Source organism: Sorangium sp. So ce381, from assembly GCF_051473845.1.
GTDB classification, from domain to species: Bacteria; Myxococcota_A; Polyangia; order Polyangiales; family Polyangiaceae; genus Sorangium; species Sorangium atrum.
In genome coordinates this window covers 5,126,967-5,142,476 of sequence record NZ_CP150336.1, presented here as the reverse complement: position 1 = coordinate 5,142,476, position 15,510 = coordinate 5,126,967, and the positions used below count along the sequence as shown (strand labels likewise).

General features: G+C 71.9%; 13 protein-coding genes. 4 read left to right on the top strand and 9 right to left on the bottom strand.

The window, feature by feature from the left end; all coding sequences use genetic code 11:
- Positions 1–7 precede the first annotated feature (7 nt).
- Complete coding sequence (locus WMF29_RS19305; RefSeq protein ID WP_437330251.1) at positions 8–2,527, top strand: AAA family ATPase; 2,520 nt, start codon at positions 8–10, stop codon at positions 2,525–2,527.
- A gap of 103 nt (positions 2,528–2,630) precedes the next feature.
- Here the strand turns inward: WMF29_RS19305 and WMF29_RS19300 are convergent, their stop codons facing one another.
- Both WMF29_RS19300 and WMF29_RS19295 read right to left on the bottom strand, forming a co-directional pair.
- Positions 2,631–4,472 (bottom strand): inositol monophosphatase family protein, encoded by a 1,842-nt coding sequence (locus tag WMF29_RS19300; RefSeq protein WP_437330250.1) that lies wholly within the window; start codon positions 4,470–4,472, stop codon positions 2,631–2,633.
- 29 nt (positions 4,473–4,501) lie between these two features.
- The gene (locus tag WMF29_RS19295) at positions 4,502–4,819 is read right to left on the bottom strand and encodes a LysR family transcriptional regulator (protein ID WP_437330249.1); all 318 of its coding nucleotides are present in this window, start codon (positions 4,817–4,819) and stop codon (positions 4,502–4,504) included.
- 103 nt (positions 4,820–4,922) lie between these two features.
- Here WMF29_RS19295 and map point away from each other — a divergent pair, with 103 nt between their 5' ends.
- Together map and WMF29_RS19285 are read left to right on the top strand one after the other, a co-directional pair.
- A complete protein-coding gene (map, locus tag WMF29_RS19290; RefSeq protein WP_272099116.1) occupies positions 4,923–5,675 on the top strand; it encodes a type I methionyl aminopeptidase in 753 nt (250 codons plus the stop codon).
- A 78-nt stretch (positions 5,676–5,753) separates the two neighbouring features.
- Positions 5,754–6,680 (top strand): Uma2 family endonuclease, encoded by a 927-nt coding sequence (locus WMF29_RS19285; protein ID WP_437330248.1) that lies wholly within the window; start codon positions 5,754–5,756, stop codon positions 6,678–6,680.
- Positions 6,681–6,699: 19 nt separating this feature from the next.
- On the opposite strand, the gene WMF29_RS19280 is transcribed toward WMF29_RS19285, so the two are convergent.
- On the bottom strand, positions 6,700–7,191 hold the full coding sequence (locus WMF29_RS19280; protein WP_272099112.1) for a hotdog fold domain-containing protein: 492 nt from the start codon (positions 7,189–7,191) through the stop codon (positions 6,700–6,702).
- 73 nt (positions 7,192–7,264) lie between these two features.
- Complete coding sequence (locus WMF29_RS19275; protein WP_437330247.1) at positions 7,265–8,914, bottom strand: protein kinase domain-containing protein; 1,650 nt, start codon at positions 8,912–8,914, stop codon at positions 7,265–7,267.
- A gap of 174 nt (positions 8,915–9,088) precedes the next feature.
- Between WMF29_RS19275 and WMF29_RS19270 the strand changes: the two genes are divergently transcribed.
- Positions 9,089–10,345 (top strand): dicarboxylate/amino acid:cation symporter, encoded by a 1,257-nt coding sequence (locus WMF29_RS19270; protein WP_437330246.1) that lies wholly within the window; start codon positions 9,089–9,091, stop codon positions 10,343–10,345.
- A gap of 115 nt (positions 10,346–10,460) precedes the next feature.
- On the opposite strand, the gene WMF29_RS19265 is transcribed toward WMF29_RS19270, so the two are convergent.
- The 5 genes from WMF29_RS19265 to WMF29_RS19245 all read right to left on the bottom strand — a co-directional run bounded on the left by WMF29_RS19265 (position 10,461) and on the right by WMF29_RS19245 (position 14,972).
- The gene (locus WMF29_RS19265; protein WP_437330245.1) at positions 10,461–10,820 is read right to left on the bottom strand and encodes a hypothetical protein; all 360 of its coding nucleotides are present in this window, start codon (positions 10,818–10,820) and stop codon (positions 10,461–10,463) included.
- A 341-nt stretch (positions 10,821–11,161) separates the two neighbouring features.
- Positions 11,162–11,479 carry a hypothetical protein gene (locus tag WMF29_RS19260; protein WP_437330244.1) on the bottom strand — a complete coding sequence of 106 codons (318 nt, stop codon included), beginning with the start codon at positions 11,477–11,479 and terminating at the stop codon, positions 11,162–11,164.
- A 96-nt stretch (positions 11,480–11,575) separates the two neighbouring features.
- The gene (locus WMF29_RS19255; RefSeq protein ID WP_437330243.1) at positions 11,576–11,977 is read right to left on the bottom strand and encodes an SPW repeat domain-containing protein; all 402 of its coding nucleotides are present in this window, start codon (positions 11,975–11,977) and stop codon (positions 11,576–11,578) included.
- Between the two features lie 270 nt (positions 11,978–12,247).
- The gene (locus WMF29_RS19250) at positions 12,248–13,282 is read right to left on the bottom strand and encodes a M23 family metallopeptidase (protein WP_437330242.1); all 1,035 of its coding nucleotides are present in this window, start codon (positions 13,280–13,282) and stop codon (positions 12,248–12,250) included.
- A 235-nt stretch (positions 13,283–13,517) separates the two neighbouring features.
- The gene (locus WMF29_RS19245; RefSeq protein WP_437331142.1) at positions 13,518–14,972 is read right to left on the bottom strand and encodes a DEAD/DEAH box helicase; all 1,455 of its coding nucleotides are present in this window, start codon (positions 14,970–14,972) and stop codon (positions 13,518–13,520) included.
- Between the last annotated feature and the right edge of the window lie 538 nt (positions 14,973–15,510).

Below are 15,510 nucleotides of genomic sequence, written 5' to 3'. Positions count from 1 at the left end.
GGTGCGAATGCATCGTGAGGAAAAGGAAAGATCGCCCGAGGCCGTCTCTTGGACCGAGGGGGAAGAGCGCGCCCGTGAAGCGATCGAGCGATGGCGCGCTGCTCCGGGCTCCGCGTGCCTGCTGCACGGCCCTCCTGGAGCCGGCAAGACGGCGCTGTGTACACGGCTGGTCGCCGAGGCGGGCGAGCGTGACGGGGTATGCGCCGCAGCGGTGCAGGTAGGACGAGCGAGCCGCCTCATCTCCGAGCATGAGATCCTCGCATCGCTCCTCGATCAGCTCGGCGAAGACGTGCTGCACCCTCCGCGGGATGCACTAAAGCTGCGCTCCGATCTCCGGAACAGGCTGGCGAATGGCCAGGATGAGGACGAGCCCGAAGTACTCCTCGTGCTCGACGGTCTCGAGGAATGCGTCGACTGGCCTCGCGACGCCTGGAAATCGACGCTTCGAGAGCTCGGAAAGCGCGTTCGGTGCATCGTCTCCGTCACCGGCGGCGAGGGTGAGGCGCACGCCTGGAGGGAGCGCCTCGGGTGGATGGACTGTGATGCGCGTCTCGTCGAGGTTGCGCCACCTTCCCCCGCGGCAGCGGAGAGGCGAGGCATGCCGAGCTGGGCAGCAGCAGGGGGCCACGGCGGGCCGGAGGCGCTCGCCGCGCAAGTCGAGCGTGAGCTCCGACTCCTCCAGGACGGAGATGTCGCGCTGGAGATGCTCTCCGTGCTGGCCCGCGCGCTCGCGCCGCTCGATGCAGAGGATGTCGCGGAGCTCCTGGAGATCGAGGTCCGTGCCGTGCGCGGTCGCCTGCTCGTGTACGGATCGATCCTCGATCGGATCTTGCGCCGGGATGGGCCGGCGCGCGCGGTGCGATTCCAGCACGAGGCGCTGCGGGTCGCGTGGGAGCAGAGGAACGCCGGTCGGGAGGAGGCGATCGAGGCGCGTTACCGCGGCGCGATCGCGCGATGGACGGCGGAGCCCGCCGGCCGCCGGCCAGCCTACTTCCGCCGCTATGCGAGCGCACACCTCGCGCTCGGCGGCGCTCCCATCGCTTCGATGCTCGCGTTTGCCGAGCCGGGTTGGGTAGCGGGTAACTCTGCCGAGGCGCTCGCGTATGCCCTCACAGATCTCCGCCGCCTGCGCGATCGAATAGGAGAAGAGGTGGAGCGTTGCAGGAGCCTGCCTCCCCCCCTCGCCGCAGCGCTCGTCCGCTGCGCGGCAGCGCAGGGCGCGGCGGCGACGCTGGGAAATGCGGAGCCGTGGGAGAGTGCCGACGCAGATTTCGCGACTCCACTGCTCGATGCGGACGCGGCGCGCGCGTTGGCATTGCTTGCCCTCGCTGCGGAGGTCTCACCGTCCGCCCAAGCCGGGGTCTGCGAGCGAGCGCTCGAGATCGCCGATCGCACGGGCGCGCGGTGGTCGAGCGCCTCGGCGCTGATCGCCATGGCCGAGGCCGCGGAGGGCGAGAGGCGCACCCGGTATGCGCGCGCCGCGCTGGAAGCTGCGCGCCAGTCGGACGGGGAAGATGCGCCCCGGGCGCTCGTCGTGGCGGCGGGCCTGCTCCCCGAAGAGGAAGCCCAGGAGGTCGCCGCAGAAGCCATCGCGCGCGCGGGAGGAGCGCCGCCCGCGATCGTGCCTGAGCCTGGCGTCAGCGAGGCTTCCGCCGTCGCGCTGGAGCGAGCTTCGCGTTCCCTGCCAGCGCCCCAGCGAGTTCGCGTCCTCGCCCGGTTGCTCGCGGACCTGCCGAAAGAGGCGAAGGTTCACGCTGTCCAGGAGATCGAACGGCTCTGGACGCCTTGGTGCTTCGAGAGCGAGAAGGAGGCCGAGGCGGTGGCGCCTTATCTGTCCGACGCTCTCCTGGAGAGGGCGCTCGAGGAGGTCCCGGTCTGGCCGGTGCACGCTCTCGGGGCGAGGCTAATCTCGCTCGGGCGAGAGGCCGACGCTCGCGCGCTCGTGCTGCGATGGGCGGCGAGCAGCGCAAGGTACCGGGCGGACGCGCTGCTTCGCCTCGGCGAGAGGCTCCCTCCGGGGCGGCGGCCGGTGGAGGAGGTCCAGGCCCTCTTCGAGGAGCTCGCCCCGGAGGAGCGATGCAATTTGATCAAAGAGCACCCTTCCGCTTCGGTCGCGCTCCTGGGGGCGGAAGCGGCTTTACGTATCGCAGGGGACTGCGTCGAGTCCTCCGGGAGCTACGTTCGGGCCGTCGCACTGGCACGGCTTGTAAAGGCGCTTCCTGAAGCGATGCGCGCCGAGGCGGCCCGACGTGCGGTGCTCGCCTTCGAGGCAGCAGGCGCAGACGCCGACGTGCTCGGCGAGCTCTGCGAGGCTGCGCCGTGGATGAGCCCTGCCGAGGCGGCACGGCTGCTCTCGACGAGCCTGTTCGACGCCTCGGGGATTCCGTCGCTGGCCGGCGTCTTCCAGGGATGGGCAAGCGTGGCGCAGCTCGCGCGCGTCTTTCGCCAGGCCGGAGGGGAGGAGGCCGTGCTTGCGGCCGCCGATGAGGTGGCGTTCGCGGGGCGGTGGCTGCGCAGCGTGGAGTGACCCGTCCTCCCCCGCTTTCTCATGCTCATGCAAGACGCCTGGTCAGGAGCGCCACACGCCGCGCCGAAGAACGATGAAGCGCTGGCGAGGTCGAGTCGCGATCCTAGCGCCCCGAGGCGAGGAGCGCCTCGGCGAGGAGCATCGCGTCGACCGGCCAGAGCTCGGGCGGACGCCGGTGCTTCGCCCCTGCCTCGGGGAGCGGGCGACAGCTGAGCACGAGGCGGCGGAAGCGGTCAGGGACAGCGTCCCGGCCGTGCGCCGCGCCGAGCAGCGCGCCGGCGATCGCGGCGTTCGTGTCGGTGTCGCCGCCGGCCATCACCGTGTCGATGAGGCCCCGCTCGAGCGAGGGCGCGTGGAGGAGCTGGTAGAAGGCGTTCTGCAGGGCGATGAGGACCCAGCCGGCCTGGTGCGAGAAGCTCCGGGGCGGCGCGCTGCGCGCGGCCGTGAGCGCGGCGACGACCGCGCGTTCGCCGCTCCGCTCCGCCTCGTCGAGGGCGGCCGCGAAGGCACCCTCGACGCCGGCGCCGCCCACCGCCGCCGCGATGGCCGCGACGAAGGCGGCGGAGGCGGCGCAGCAGACCGGGTGGGGGTGCGTGAGCGCGCTGTCGTCGCGCGCCCAGGCCGCGGCCTCCCGCGGGCGGCCAGCGCCGAGGACGCCGAGGGGCGCCGCGCGCATCACCGAGCCGTTCGCCTCGCTCGTCAGGCTCGCGGCGGCGCGGGCGCGCTCGCGCCGCGCGCCGGGCAGCGGCGCGCCCGCGGCGGCCCTGAGCGCGGCCGCCGTGGTGTTGCCGATGTCGAACGGGCTTGAGCCGTACCAGTGCACGTAGGCGTCGAGCGCGGCCTCCGCGACGAAGCCGCGCTTGCGGACGATCGAGCGCGCGAGCATGAGCGCCATCTCGGAGTCGTCGGTCGGCTGCCCGGCCAGCGTGCCCCACGTGCCGCCGTCGGCGAGGTCGCGGACGCCGTCCGGGTAGAGCGGCGCGATCGCCTCCGCCGTGCGGAACTCGACGAGCGCGCCGAGCGCGTCGCCCGCGAGCTGGCCGAGCAGGCAGCCCTGCGCGCGTGAGAGCGTGCCAGCGCCCTCGACGAGCAGGCTGTGCGAGGGGCGCAGCAGCCCGTACGTGCCCTGCGGCGGCGGGATGCGGCCGTGGATGACGGCGTTCCACGGGCGGCGCGCGAGCTCGCGCACGACCGCGGGGGCGCCGCCGAAGAGGCGGCAGACCTCGCCGTCGCCCTGCGCGGTGTAGGTGATGGGCGCGCCGTCGTCGTCGACGAGCTCGCCGCCCGCGGCGCGCACGAGCGCGTGCCCGGCGGCATAGTCCCAGCTGCGGGGCCGGCTGAGCGAGACCGCGGCGACGCCCTCGCCGGCCGCGGCCAGGGCGAGCCGGTAGGCGAGGCTCGGGAGGGCGAGGAACCGCGCGGGGGCGACGCAGCGGGCGTTGCGGGCGGGGAGGTAATCCGCCGACTGCGAGAGCAGCACGACGGCGTAGCGATCGAGCGCGCCGCCGGAGAGCGACGACGAGACGGCGGCGCCGTTGCGCCGGATCGGCCCGGCGCCCTCGGCCCAGGCGATGAGATCGCCGTCGTCGTCGGGATAGGCGTACGCGAAGACGACGCCGAGCACCGGGGTGCCCTCGCGGAGGAGGCCGATGGAGACCGAGGCGCCGCGGTAGCCGTGCAGGAAGGACGCGGTGCCGTCGTGCGGATCGACGACCCAGCGGTGCGACGGGTCCACGCCGTTCAGGGCGCCGGTCTCCTCTCCGAGGAACGCGTAGGGGGTGGCCCCGGTGAGCGCGTCGCGCAGCAGGAGCTCGACCTCCACGTCGACGTCGGCGCTCGTCCCGGCGCCGCGTGGGCCGCCCGGGCGGTGGAACTCGGCGCGGAGGAGCGTGCCAGCGCGTCGCGCCGCATCGACGGCCAGCGTGAGCTCAGCGTCGTAGCCCATGCCGTTCCCCTGGTTCCACGCGAGGCACCCTACCCCAGGTCGGCGCGCTGGCGGTGGCCGGCGTCGAGATCGCCGGGGGGAGGCGCGGCGCCGTAGCCGCGCACATCGGCGACGGCCGCGTCGACCTGCGCGACGATGGTGCGGGCGTGGTCGAGGAACGCCGCGCCGGCCGGCAGGAGCCGCATGCCGCGCGCGGTGCGCTCGAACAGCCGCGCGCCGAGCTCGTCCTCCAGGCCGCGGATCTGCCGGCTGAGGGGCGGCTGCGCGATGTGGAGCCGGCGAGCGGCGCGGCCGACGTGGCCCTCCTCGGCGACGGCGATGAAGTAACGGATCTGCGAGAGGCTCACGCGGCCGATTCTAGCCCGAACCCCGCGCGCGGGGAGCCGCGCGCGAGGACCCGAGATCAAAACGGTATTGGATGGCCGCTCGCTGCGCGCGCATACGCCTCGCATGAACGTGGAACTCCTCAGGCCTCACGCGTGCGAGGCGATGCGGCGCGCAGGGCGCGCGGCGGCGGCGACGCTCTCGGCCGTCGGGGCGCGGCTCCAGCCCTTCGTGACGACGGCGGACATCGATCAGTGGGTGCGCGAGGACACAGCGCGGCGCGGCGGCCGCCCCAGTCAGCTCGGCTACAAGGGCTTCCCTGCGGCCGTGTGCACGAGCCGGAACCACGTCGTATGCCACGGGATCCCGAGGCGCGACGAGGTGCTCCTGCCGGGCGACATCGTCAACGTCGACGTGACCACGGAGCTCGGCGGTTACCACGGCGACACCTCCGCGACGTTCTTCATCGGGGACCCGAGCCCCGAGGCGCTGCACGTGGTGGACGTCGCCAGGCGCTGCCGGGACGCGGGCATCGCGGTCGTGCGCGACGGGGCGCGGCTCGGCGATATCGGCGCGGCCATCGAGGAGATCGCGCGGGCGGAGGGGTGCGGCGTGGTCCGCGAGGTCGGCGGGCACGGCATCGGGCGGAGGATGCACCTGCCGCCGCACGTCGCGCACACCGGGGTGCGTGGGGCGGGCATGCGGCTCCGCGCCGGGATGGCCATCACGATCGAGCCGATGGTCAACCTGGGCTCGCACCGCATCCGCACGCTCGACGACGGGTGGACCATGGTCACGGAGGACGGCAGCCTCTCGGCGCAGTTCGAGCACACCGTGCTCGTCACGCGGGACGGCTGCGAGATCCTGACGCTCTCCTGACGCTCCGAGCGCCGCGCTGAGGCCTGCGCCCGCGCGCTCGCAGGCCGAGGATCCTGGGAAATGCTAGGATGATGGCCCATGCGGCAGGCGCTCGAGCACGGCTACGCGTTCGATCCCGACGACCCGCGCGCGCCTTCCGAGGCGACGTGGGAGCGCATGACCGACGAGGAGCGCGCGCGGGTCGTGGACATGCTTCCGTCCGAGTTCGAGCTCGAGCCGCCCGAGGGCGATCCGCACCGCGTGGCCGCGGCGCAGGTGATCGCGACGCTCGACGCCTATTTCCGCCGGAGCGGGCGGAGGATCTACCTGTCCTCGAACCTCGCGGTGTTCTACCCGGACGAGCCTGCCTTCGCGCCGGATCTGCTCGCCGTCCTCGACGTGGAGCCTGGCGAAAGGATGAAATGGGTCGTCGGCGCGGAGCGCAAGGGGCTCGATCTGGTCCTGGAGGTGGCCTACGCGGGCAACCTGACGAAGGATTTCGAGACCAACGTCGAGCGTTACGCCCGGCTCGGCATCTCCGAGTACTTCATCTTCGACCGGCGCCGGCTGAGCCTCCGCGGGTACAGGCTCCCGCCGGCCGACACGGCGCGCAGGGCGCGGAGCTACCAGCCCGTCCTGCCCCAGGCAGGCCGGTTCGCGTCGCAGGTGCTCGGGCTGGAGCTCGCGGTGGAGGGCTCGAAGCTGCGCTTCTTCAGCGGGACGGCGAAGCTGGAGGAGGCGGATGAGCTGATCGCGCGGCTCGGCGTGATGCTGGACGACGTGCTCACGCGCAAGGACGAGGCGGAGCTGCGCGCCGCGGACGAGGCCAGCCGCGCCGAGGAGGCGGAGCTTCGCGCCGAGGCGGAGGCCAGGCGCGCCGAGGCGGAGGCCAGGCGCGCCGAGGTGGAGGCCAGGCGCGCCGAGGCGGAAGCCAGGCGCGCCGAGGTGGAGGCCAGGCGCGCGTCGGACCTGGAGCGTCAGCTCGCCGAGGCGCGGGCCGAGATCGAGCGCCTCCGCCGCAACTGACAGCGCTCGCGCCGCGGCGTCACACCCCCTTGGTCACCCAGGCCCAGACGAACTCGCACTCCATCGGCGACGCGCCGCTCTCGTCCGTCACCGTGACGGCGACTGTCACGTCCCCCTTCGGCTGGTCCAGGAAGGACTGGCGTTGCTCTGGCGTGAGGGTCGCGACCGCGCGAAGGCCGCCTCGGGCGCGGCGCGTGTAGTCGATCTTCATGCTGCGCAGGAGCGGCAGCTTGTCTTCGGGCAGGTTGACGGCGACGACGAAGCCGGTCGCCGTCTCGGCCAGGAGCCCCGCCGCGGCGGCGTGCACCCCGCCGATGTGGTTGCGCACCCTTCCCCCGTTGGCGAGCCGCAGCGCCACCCGATCCGAGCTCACCTCGTCGAACTGGACCCCGGCGGTCCCGGTGAACGGCACCATGCGCTGGAACAGCACGCTCTGCGCGCGCGTGCGAAGGAAGGACGGAAGCGCCTGGAGCGGCGCGAGCGAGCGGGCGATGAAGTTCAGCTGGGACATAGACCCTCCGGAGGCGAGCTTAGCGCATGCCGGCCCGGCGCCTCATCAGGCCGTGAGCGGCGCGGCCCTCACGTCAGCGCCGCCGCCTCTGTGGCTTGTTCACCGCGACCGCGGCCTCTTCCTCGGCCTGCTCCGCCGCGGAGCGCGCGGTGTCCGTCTCGACGCGCAGCTTGCCCCGACGGTCCCCCTCCTCCGCCGCGCCGATGCGCTGGCGTGGGGCCGCCGCAGGGCGCCAGTCCTTCCCGATCGCCCTCGCCATGGCCACCTCGTGCCTGCGGCGATGCTGCTCGTGCCACCACCGCATCTGCTCGGCCTCCTCCGCCCAGTCGTCCTCGTGCGCGGTGAACGCGACGAGCGCGTGGATGCCGAGGCCGATGGCCCAGAGCAGCGGGACGATCGACACCCAGAACGCGACGCCGAGCAGGAAGCCGAGCGTGAGGAGCACCGCGTTGACGATGAGGTAAACGCCGAGGTGCCGGTAGAAATCGCGGCGCTTGCGCCGGAGCCACGCCGCGCGCTCGGCGGCGGTCGCCGCGCTCGACCTCCGCTCCACGTCGTCGCGCTCGCGCGCGCGGAGCGCGCGGCTCGCCTCGCGCAGCGCCTCGGGGGCCACGCCCACCTCCTCGGCCGCGGCGAGCAGGTCGTCGAAGCCGAGGCGCGCGTCGCCCCGCGGGGCGCGCGCATCGCCTCCGTCGGCGGCGGCCTGGCGCTCGATCGCCTGCGCGAGGACGTCGCGGACCTCCTCGGTCGAGAACCGCTGCGCCGCGGTCTCGCCGCCGCGAGGCGCCTCGCTCCCCTTCGCGCCGGGCGCCTGCGCGGGCGGCGCGGACGTCGCCGACGTCGCGGCCGCGGGCGCGGCGGGCGCCTCACCCCTGCCGGCCGCCTCGAGGGCGCGCAGGAGCTCGTCCATCGACGCGAACCGATCGTCGGGGCGCTTCGACAGCGCGCGCAGCACGACCGCGCTCACCGCGGGCGGGACGGCGGCGGCGTCGAGCAGGGCGCGGTCGGCCTCGTCGGTGAGGATCGACGCGACGACGGCGAGCACGTCGCCGGCGCCGCGCCAGGGCAGCCTGCCGGTGAGGAGCTCGAAGGCGAGCACGCCCCACGCGAACTGGTCCGCGCGCCCGTCGAGCTCGGCGCCGCGGATCTGCTCCGGGGCCATGTAGACCGGCGTTCCGAGCTTGACGCCGAGCGCGGTCAGCGTCGGCAGCGCGGGGGCCTCGGTGGACGCGCTCGGATCGGCGTTTCCGGCGGCGCGGCGCGCGATGCCGAAGTCGAGCACCTTGATCACCCCGTCGTCCCGGACCATCACGTTCTCCGGCTTGATGTCCCGGTGGACGAGCCCCCGCCGGTGCGCCGTAGCGAGCGCGCGGGCGACGTCGGCGAGCCAGGCGACCCGCGTCGAGGCCGGCGCGTCGGCGCCGTCGATGGCGCTGCGCAGGGTGCGGCCCGGGACGAGCTCCATCACGATGAACGGCGTCCCATCGAGCTCACCCACGTCGAAGATCGAGACGGCGTTCGGGTGGTCGAGCGCCGCGGCGGCGCGCGCCTCGCGGAGCAGGCGCGCGCCGGCGTCCTCGTCCACGGCGCCGCCCGCGATCACCTTGACCGCGACGCGCCGCCCGAGCCGCGCGTCGTGCGCCCGGTAGACGCAGCCCATCCCCCCCTGCCCGATGGCGGCCTCGATCGTGTACCGCTCGAACGAATCGCCCGGCTTCAGCATTGCCGGCGGGGAGCCTAATGGATCCGCGCGGGCTTGGACAGGCGGCCCTTGGCCGGGAGCGGCGCGTGTGGAGGTCGATCCGCGGCCGCGGGACGCCCCGTTGGCCGCGGAGGGCCCGGGGGCGAGGCGTCAACTCCACGGATCGCGGCGCCGCGGCTTGTGTAAGGTGGCGCCATGTCATCGCATCGAACGATGCTGCTCGGCGTCGCGGTCGGGGCAGCGGGCGGTCTCACGGCGAACGCCGTCGCGGCAGGGCACCCGACGCTCACCTGGATCGTCGATCACATCACCTACCCGGTGGGCCAGATCTTCCTGCGCCTGCTGTTCATGCTCGTGCTCCCGATCTTGTTCTCGGCGCTCGTCATGGGCGTCTGCGAGCTCGATCTGAAGCACGTCGGCCGGCTCGGCCTGCGGACGCTGGGCTACACGGCCGTCGTCTCGAGCATCGCGGTGCTGATCGGCCTCGTCTTGGTGAACCTGATCCGCCCGGGGGACGGCCTTCCCGAGGCGGTCCGGAACCTCGCGCACGGCGGGGGGATCAAGGCGGCGACCGCGCCGGTCGACACCTCGCCGGTGGGGATGATCATCGCGATGGTGCCGGACAACATCTTCAAGGCGGCGGCAGGGGGCGACGTGCTCGCGGTGATCACGTTCTCGCTGCTCTTCGGCATCGGCCTGTCGCTCACCCAGACCGACGCGGCGGCGCGGCTCCGCGAGTGCATCCAGGGGCTGCTCGACGTCTCGATGCGGCTCATCGAGGGGGTGCTCCGGTTCGCGGCGATCGGCGTGGGAGCGCTGCTCTTCACGATCACGTCCCGCATGGGCATCGGCATCATGCAGCAGCTGGCGGCGTACGTGCTCACGGTGCTGCTCGGCCTCGGCCTGCACATGTTCGTGGTCTACTCGCTCTCGGTCCGTTTCCTTGGCGGGATGTCGCCGGTCGCGTTCTTTCGTGGGAGCCGGACGGCGATCGTGACGGCGTTCTCGACCGCCTCGTCGAACGCTACGCTGCCTACCGCGCTGAAGGTGGCCGAGGAGGAGCTCAAGCTGCCGCCGTCCATCGCGCGCTTCGTGCTGACCGCCGGCGCCGCGATGAACCAGAACGGGACGGCGCTGTTCGAGGGGGTGACGGTGCTCTTCCTGGCGCAGGTATACGGCGTCTCGCTGACCTTCGGGCAGCAGGCGACCGTGATGCTCATCTCGGTGCTCGGTGGGATCGGCACGGCGGGCATCCCTGCCGGCTCGCTGCCCGTCATCGCGATGATCCTGGGGATGCTCGGCATCCCGCCCGAGGGGCTCGGCCTGGTCCTCGGGGTGGATCGGTTCCTCGACATGTGCCGGACCGTGATCAACGTGGTGGGGGACCTGGCAGCAGCGGTGTTCGTGTCGCGGGATCAGCACCCGAAGCCGCAGGAATCAGCGGGCGCGTGACCGGACGGGGCGAGCCCCCACACGCGGCGCCTCGCAGCGGAGGCGTCGCGCCCCGCAGATCAGGAGCGCCCGCTACCGACCATCGGAGTTGAGCCGCTGGCCAACGTTCCTTGGTTCAGGCCGCCATCCTCATGCCGGGCATCATCATGCCCATCATGTTCGGCATCATCATCGCGGGCATCATCATGCCCGTCATGTTCGGCATCATGCCCATCATGTTCGGCATCATGCCCATCATGTGCGGCATCATGCCGCCCATCATGTTTGGCATCATGCCCATCATGTTCGGCATCATGCCACCCATCATGTTTGGCATCATGCCCATCATGTTCGGCATCATGCCACCCATCATGTTCGGCATCATGCCCATCATGTTTGGCATCATGCCCATCATGTTCGGCATCATGCCCATCATGTTCGGCATCATGCCCATCATCGGCATCATCGGCATCGCGCTCATCGGCATGTTCATCATGGCTCTCCCCTCGGTCAGTCGTTGCGGGAAGTGGCGTAACTCCCTGAGCGGATCGGAGCAATATTGAAGACTTGGAGCGCCGTGCTTTCCTCCACGGGAGCGGACAGGGCTCCGGACGGAGCGGATGGACGGCCGAACCAAACAGAGGAACATCCACGATAACGGCAGCCATCGCTGCCGCCCTGGCCGAACAGGGCCCGTGAAGCGGGCGCGCTCAGGAGGGGAGTCTCGGAGAACAGGCGCCGGAAGGCCGTTCCATGGCGGTCGAGGTGCGTGTGGGAACGAGGAGCCAGGCGCAGCCGCTGCGCGCAGGGACGCCGGATGGACGGTGCCGACCTCCGTCACTCGATCGTGAACGCCGCTCCTGTCACGGGATCGCGCAGCAAGATCGGCACGTCCTCGCCGGCGCCCCTCAAGCGCGCTCGCGCCTCCTCGATCGCCTCGTCCACGGCTGCCTCCGCTGCCTCCCGTGCGGCCTCCCCTGCCCCCTCGCCGCCCGCGCCGAGCTGGGCCGCCCGCTGGTCCTCCTCGGCCCGCTGCGCCCGCTCGCGGTTCGCCTCGGTATCGAGGGCGTCGCTCGTCTCGCCGACGGGCACCACCTTCACGAGGAAGTCACCCACCCGCAGGCTCATCGGATCCGGCTTCTTCAGGTCGCTCACGGCGTCTGTCCTCCCGCCACGCATGAGCTTGCCGTAAATCCGGCCGATCCACCACCCCGGCCGCCGCGCCGATCGCGAGCCACGCGCGCGTGACCTTCAGGAGAACGACCGGTGCTCCGGCCGGTAACGAGCGCTCGCCGTCGTCGTGGCGTAGGAAGAACGGTAGTCCGTCGCGAGCCACACCAGGCCGACGGCCACGCCCGACACGAGATAGAAGCTCCTCGCCGCGGGCTCCTCATCGAAGCCGAACAGCCAAGGCGCCGCGACGAGGAGCACGGCGACCGTGGCCTCGATCGCTCCGTGGACAGGGAACGGGATGAGCTTCGCGGCGCCCAGCGGGAACGCGGTGAGCAGCGTCATCGCGAGGTGCGCGGCGCCGAGGACGTAGCAGAGCGTCTCGGGGAGCCCGCCGAAGCCGAACAGCGAAGGGGCCAGCAGGAACAGGGCCGCAACCGCATAGTCCACAAACCCATGAGCTCGAGGCGACAGCATCTTCATGACCGACTCCTTGCAAAATCGATGTCCGGATTGAGTGCCTTTGTCGGCCCGGAAATTTGCAAGGGGTATGCCGTCGAGAGGCTCGCGGAGAGAGGTTATCCTCCGCGGCGACCACGGCGGCCATTCGATCATCCATCGGCCAGGAAAAAAAGAACAGCGGGCGTGCGCCTGGAGGCGCCGGCCGCTTCGACAGCCCGACCCGAGCCACGTTTCCGCCCGGAGGGCCTCAGCCATGCTCGCTGTTCGTGTGGCAGATTGCCCCGCCGTGCGTCACTTCGCGGCGGAGATCAGGAGCTCGGGATCGACGCGTGTCTCGAAGAGATTCATGCGCCAGTCGAGGTGAGGCCCGTTCGTGCGGCCGGTCATCCCGACGGTCCCGATGACCTGACCCTGCTTGACCTCGTCGTTCACCTTCGCCGCGAAGCCGTGCAGATGGATGAACGTGGAGGTCAGTCCCTGCCCGTGATCGATGATCATGGTGTGACCGCTCAGCGGGAGGTCCTTCTCGACGAGCACTACCTTGCCACAGGCAGGCGCGCGCACCGGGGTCCCGACGGGCACCGCGATGTCCACGCCCCAGTGGATACCTCCGTCCGTGCCGTTGAGCAGGCGCGGCTGGCCGTACCGCGAGGTGATGGGGCCCTTCGACGGCCAGATGAAGCCGTTCTTGTAGCAGTTCCTCTTCGTGTACTTGTTCCGGATCGCGTCGAGCTTCTTCTCGGCCTGCGTGAGCTTCACGCGCGTCGCCATGTCGAGCTTGACCATGTTCTCCGGCAGGTGGTCGACCTTGTCGACCTCGAACTTGCGAGGCTCCACGTCGAAGAGCTTCTCCAGCACCTGCCCGTCGTCGAACGTGATGGTCAGCTTCTCCTGCGCTGGCGCGTTGCGCGAGAAGGCGATCAGGAACTCCCCCTCGTCGCTGACGGTCACGCGGTGGCCGGGGAACGCCATGCGGCGCAGCTTGCCGTTCAGCTTGGCGCGCAGGAGCCCTCCCTGGACGGCACGCCCTTCCACCGCGAGGCGGCTGTCGTCGGCCGCGGGGGGCCCGGCGTCGGCCGCGGGGGGCCCGGCGTCGGCCGGCGCCGCGCTCGCCGCGGCATCGGCGGTGTCGGCCGCCGCGGGGGCGGCGCTGGCGTCGGGCGCCTCGGCCGGCGCGCTGCTCGCGGAAGCAGGCGGGGCGGCGGAGGCAATCGGCGCCGGATCGGCGGAGGCTTGGGCGCCCGTGGTGGACGAGCTCGAAGAAGGAGCACCGCGATCGCAGGCAGCGATCGTGAGCAGGCTTACAACGATGACGGGGACGCGCATGGCGGCGATCGTGCCAGAGTTTCCGCGCATCGACGAGATAATGTCGATGCGCGTCATGCAGGCATGTACCGGTCGCAAACGACCCGTGCGCCTTGCAGACGACGTGCGCGCCTCGGCGCGGCACCCTCACCCTCGTTGGCGCGTGACGAGCGCCACGAGCACCGGGCCGCGACGCCGCGCGCATCAGACGATGCGCGGCGGGATGGATCGAGCGCGGCGGGCAGCGCGGTGAGGATCAGTTCTCGAAGCGAGGGGTGTCGTGCCGCGGCTGCGGCCGCGCCGGGGGCTGCGCCTGCGCGGAAGGCTGCGCCTGCGGCCGAGCTTGCCCCTGCGGGTGTGGGCGGCCCTGTCCCTGCGGACGAGCTTGCCCCTGGGGCCGAGCTTGCCCCTGCGGGTGCGGGCGGCCCTGTCCCTGCGGCCGAGCTTGCCCCTGTGGGCGGCCCTGCCCCTGGGGCCGAGCTTGCCCCTGCGGGTGTGGACGGCCCTGTCCCTGGGGCCGGCCCTGCGCCTGCGGCCGAGCTTGCCCGTGCGATTGCGATGCGGGCCTGGGATCGATCTGGAAGACCGGAACCCCGGGGTCCGCGAGGAGCGGGAGGCGCTTCTGGATGAGGCGCTCGATGTCGGCGAGATAGGCGCGCTCCTCGCTGTCGCAGAAGGAGAGCGCCACCCCGGACGCCCCGGCGCGCGCCGTGCGGCCGATGCGGTGCACGTAGCTCTCCGGGATGTTCGGGAGGTCGTAGTTGATCACGTGCGAGATGTCGTCGATGTCGATGCCGCGCGCCGCGATGTCGGTCGCGACGAGCACGCTCGTCGTCCCCTGCTTGAAGCTCGCGAGCGCCCGCTCGCGCGCGCCCTGGGACTTGTTCCCGTGGATGGCGACCGCCTCGATGCGCGCACGGCTGAGCTGCTGGACCACGCGGTTGGCGCCGTGCTTGGTGCGGGTGAACACGATGGCCCGGCGGAGCGCGGGATCCTTGAGCACGTGCTCCAGCATCGCGCGCTTGTCGCCGCGCTCGACGAAGACCACCCGCTGGTCGATGTTCTCGGCCGTCGTGGCGATCCGCGCGACCTCGACGCGCACCGGGCTGCGCAGGATGCTGTTCGCGAGCTTCAGGATGTCCGGCGGCATCGTGGCCGAGAACAGGAGCGTCTGCCGGCGCTCGGGCAGCATCGCGAGCACGCGCCGGATGTCGTGGATGAACCCCATGTCCAGCATCCGATCGGCCTCGTCGAGGACGAGCGTATCGAGCCGACCGAACGGGGCGATGCCCTGCGAGCAGAGATCGAGCAGCCGGCCCGGCGTCGCCACGAGCACGTCGACGCCGCGGCGCAGCGCCTCCATCTGGGGGCGCTGCCCCACCCCGCCGAAGACGACCGCGGTCCGCAGGCCGAGGTTCTTGCCGTACGTGGTGAAGCTCTCGGCGACCTGCGCCGCGAGCTCGCGCGTCGGGGTGAGCACGAGCACGCGGAGCCCGCCCTGCTTCGGCCCGCCGCTCTGCGCGAGGCGCTGCAGGATCGGCAGCGCGAACGCGGCGGTCTTGCCCGTGCCGGTCTGCGCGCAGCCGAGGAGGTCGTTGCCCTCGAGAATGGGCGGGATGGCCTGCTGCTGGATGGGCGTCGGGGCGCTGTACCCCTCGGCCTCGATGGCGCGGAGCAGCGGTTCGATGAGCTTGAGATCGGCAAATTGCATGGACATCGGGCTGGAGGACAGCCCCTCCTGAGCAAGGACGGAAGGTACGCCGCGGCACCGCGCCCTCCTTGTGGAGAGGGTTCGATCACGGAGAGCTGCCGCCTCGCGCCCCCTGAGCGGAGGCTGCGAGGACCAATGACAGCGACCGAGCACCGCGACCCGTGCCAGGTCAGTCCGAGGCCGCGACTCTAGTACGGCGTGGTGAGGAAGTCGAGCAGCGACCGCGAGCCAACAGCGAGCCGTCACGCGTTGCTCACGTCGCTCGTTGTTCGGCTTCGGGTTCCGGCTTTGCCTTGGCCGCTTCTCGCTTCGCGCTTCCCGCTGCGGTTACCTGCTACGACGCCGCCCGAGCCGCGATCGCATCGCTCCGCTCGCGGTGCGCGGAGCGGGCTCCGCGCGCGCGGCGCACCGTGCTAGACCGTCGCCCGAGCGGAGGGCCTGCTTCTCGTGCGCTCGCGCTCGTGGTTCGCGTCGCATCCGCCCGCGACTTCCAGCGTCTTCCCGCTCCTTCGAAGCAGTGCAGCACGCCATGGCCGAA

Bases quoted from the DNA above. Each gene is read 5' to 3' on its own strand.
- WMF29_RS19250 (WP_437330242.1), bottom strand. From the start codon at position 13,282: ATGCGCGTCCCCGTCATCGTTGTAAGCCTGCTCACGATCGCTGCCTGC.
- WMF29_RS19285 (WP_437330248.1), top strand. From the start codon at position 5,754: ATGCGGCAGGCGCTCGAGCACGGCTACGCGTTCGATCCCGACGACCCG.
- WMF29_RS19275 (WP_437330247.1), bottom strand. From the start codon at position 8,914: ATGCTGAAGCCGGGCGATTCGTTCGAGCGGTACACGATCGAGGCCGCC.
- WMF29_RS19255 (WP_437330243.1), bottom strand. From the start codon at position 11,977: ATGAAGATGCTGTCGCCTCGAGCTCATGGGTTTGTGGACTATGCGGTT.
- WMF29_RS19280 (WP_272099112.1), bottom strand. From the start codon at position 7,191: ATGTCCCAGCTGAACTTCATCGCCCGCTCGCTCGCGCCGCTCCAGGCG.
- WMF29_RS19300 (WP_437330250.1), bottom strand. From the start codon at position 4,472: ATGGGCTACGACGCTGAGCTCACGCTGGCCGTCGATGCGGCGCGACGC.
- WMF29_RS19270 (WP_437330246.1), top strand. From the start codon at position 9,089: ATGTCATCGCATCGAACGATGCTGCTCGGCGTCGCGGTCGGGGCAGCG.
- map (WP_272099116.1), top strand. From the start codon at position 4,923: ATGAACGTGGAACTCCTCAGGCCTCACGCGTGCGAGGCGATGCGGCGC.
- WMF29_RS19265 (WP_437330245.1), bottom strand. From the start codon at position 10,820: ATGATGAACATGCCGATGAGCGCGATGCCGATGATGCCGATGATGGGC.
- WMF29_RS19305 (WP_437330251.1), top strand. From the start codon at position 8: ATGCATCGTGAGGAAAAGGAAAGATCGCCCGAGGCCGTCTCTTGGACC.
- WMF29_RS19245 (WP_437331142.1), bottom strand. From the start codon at position 14,972: ATGCAATTTGCCGATCTCAAGCTCATCGAACCGCTGCTCCGCGCCATC.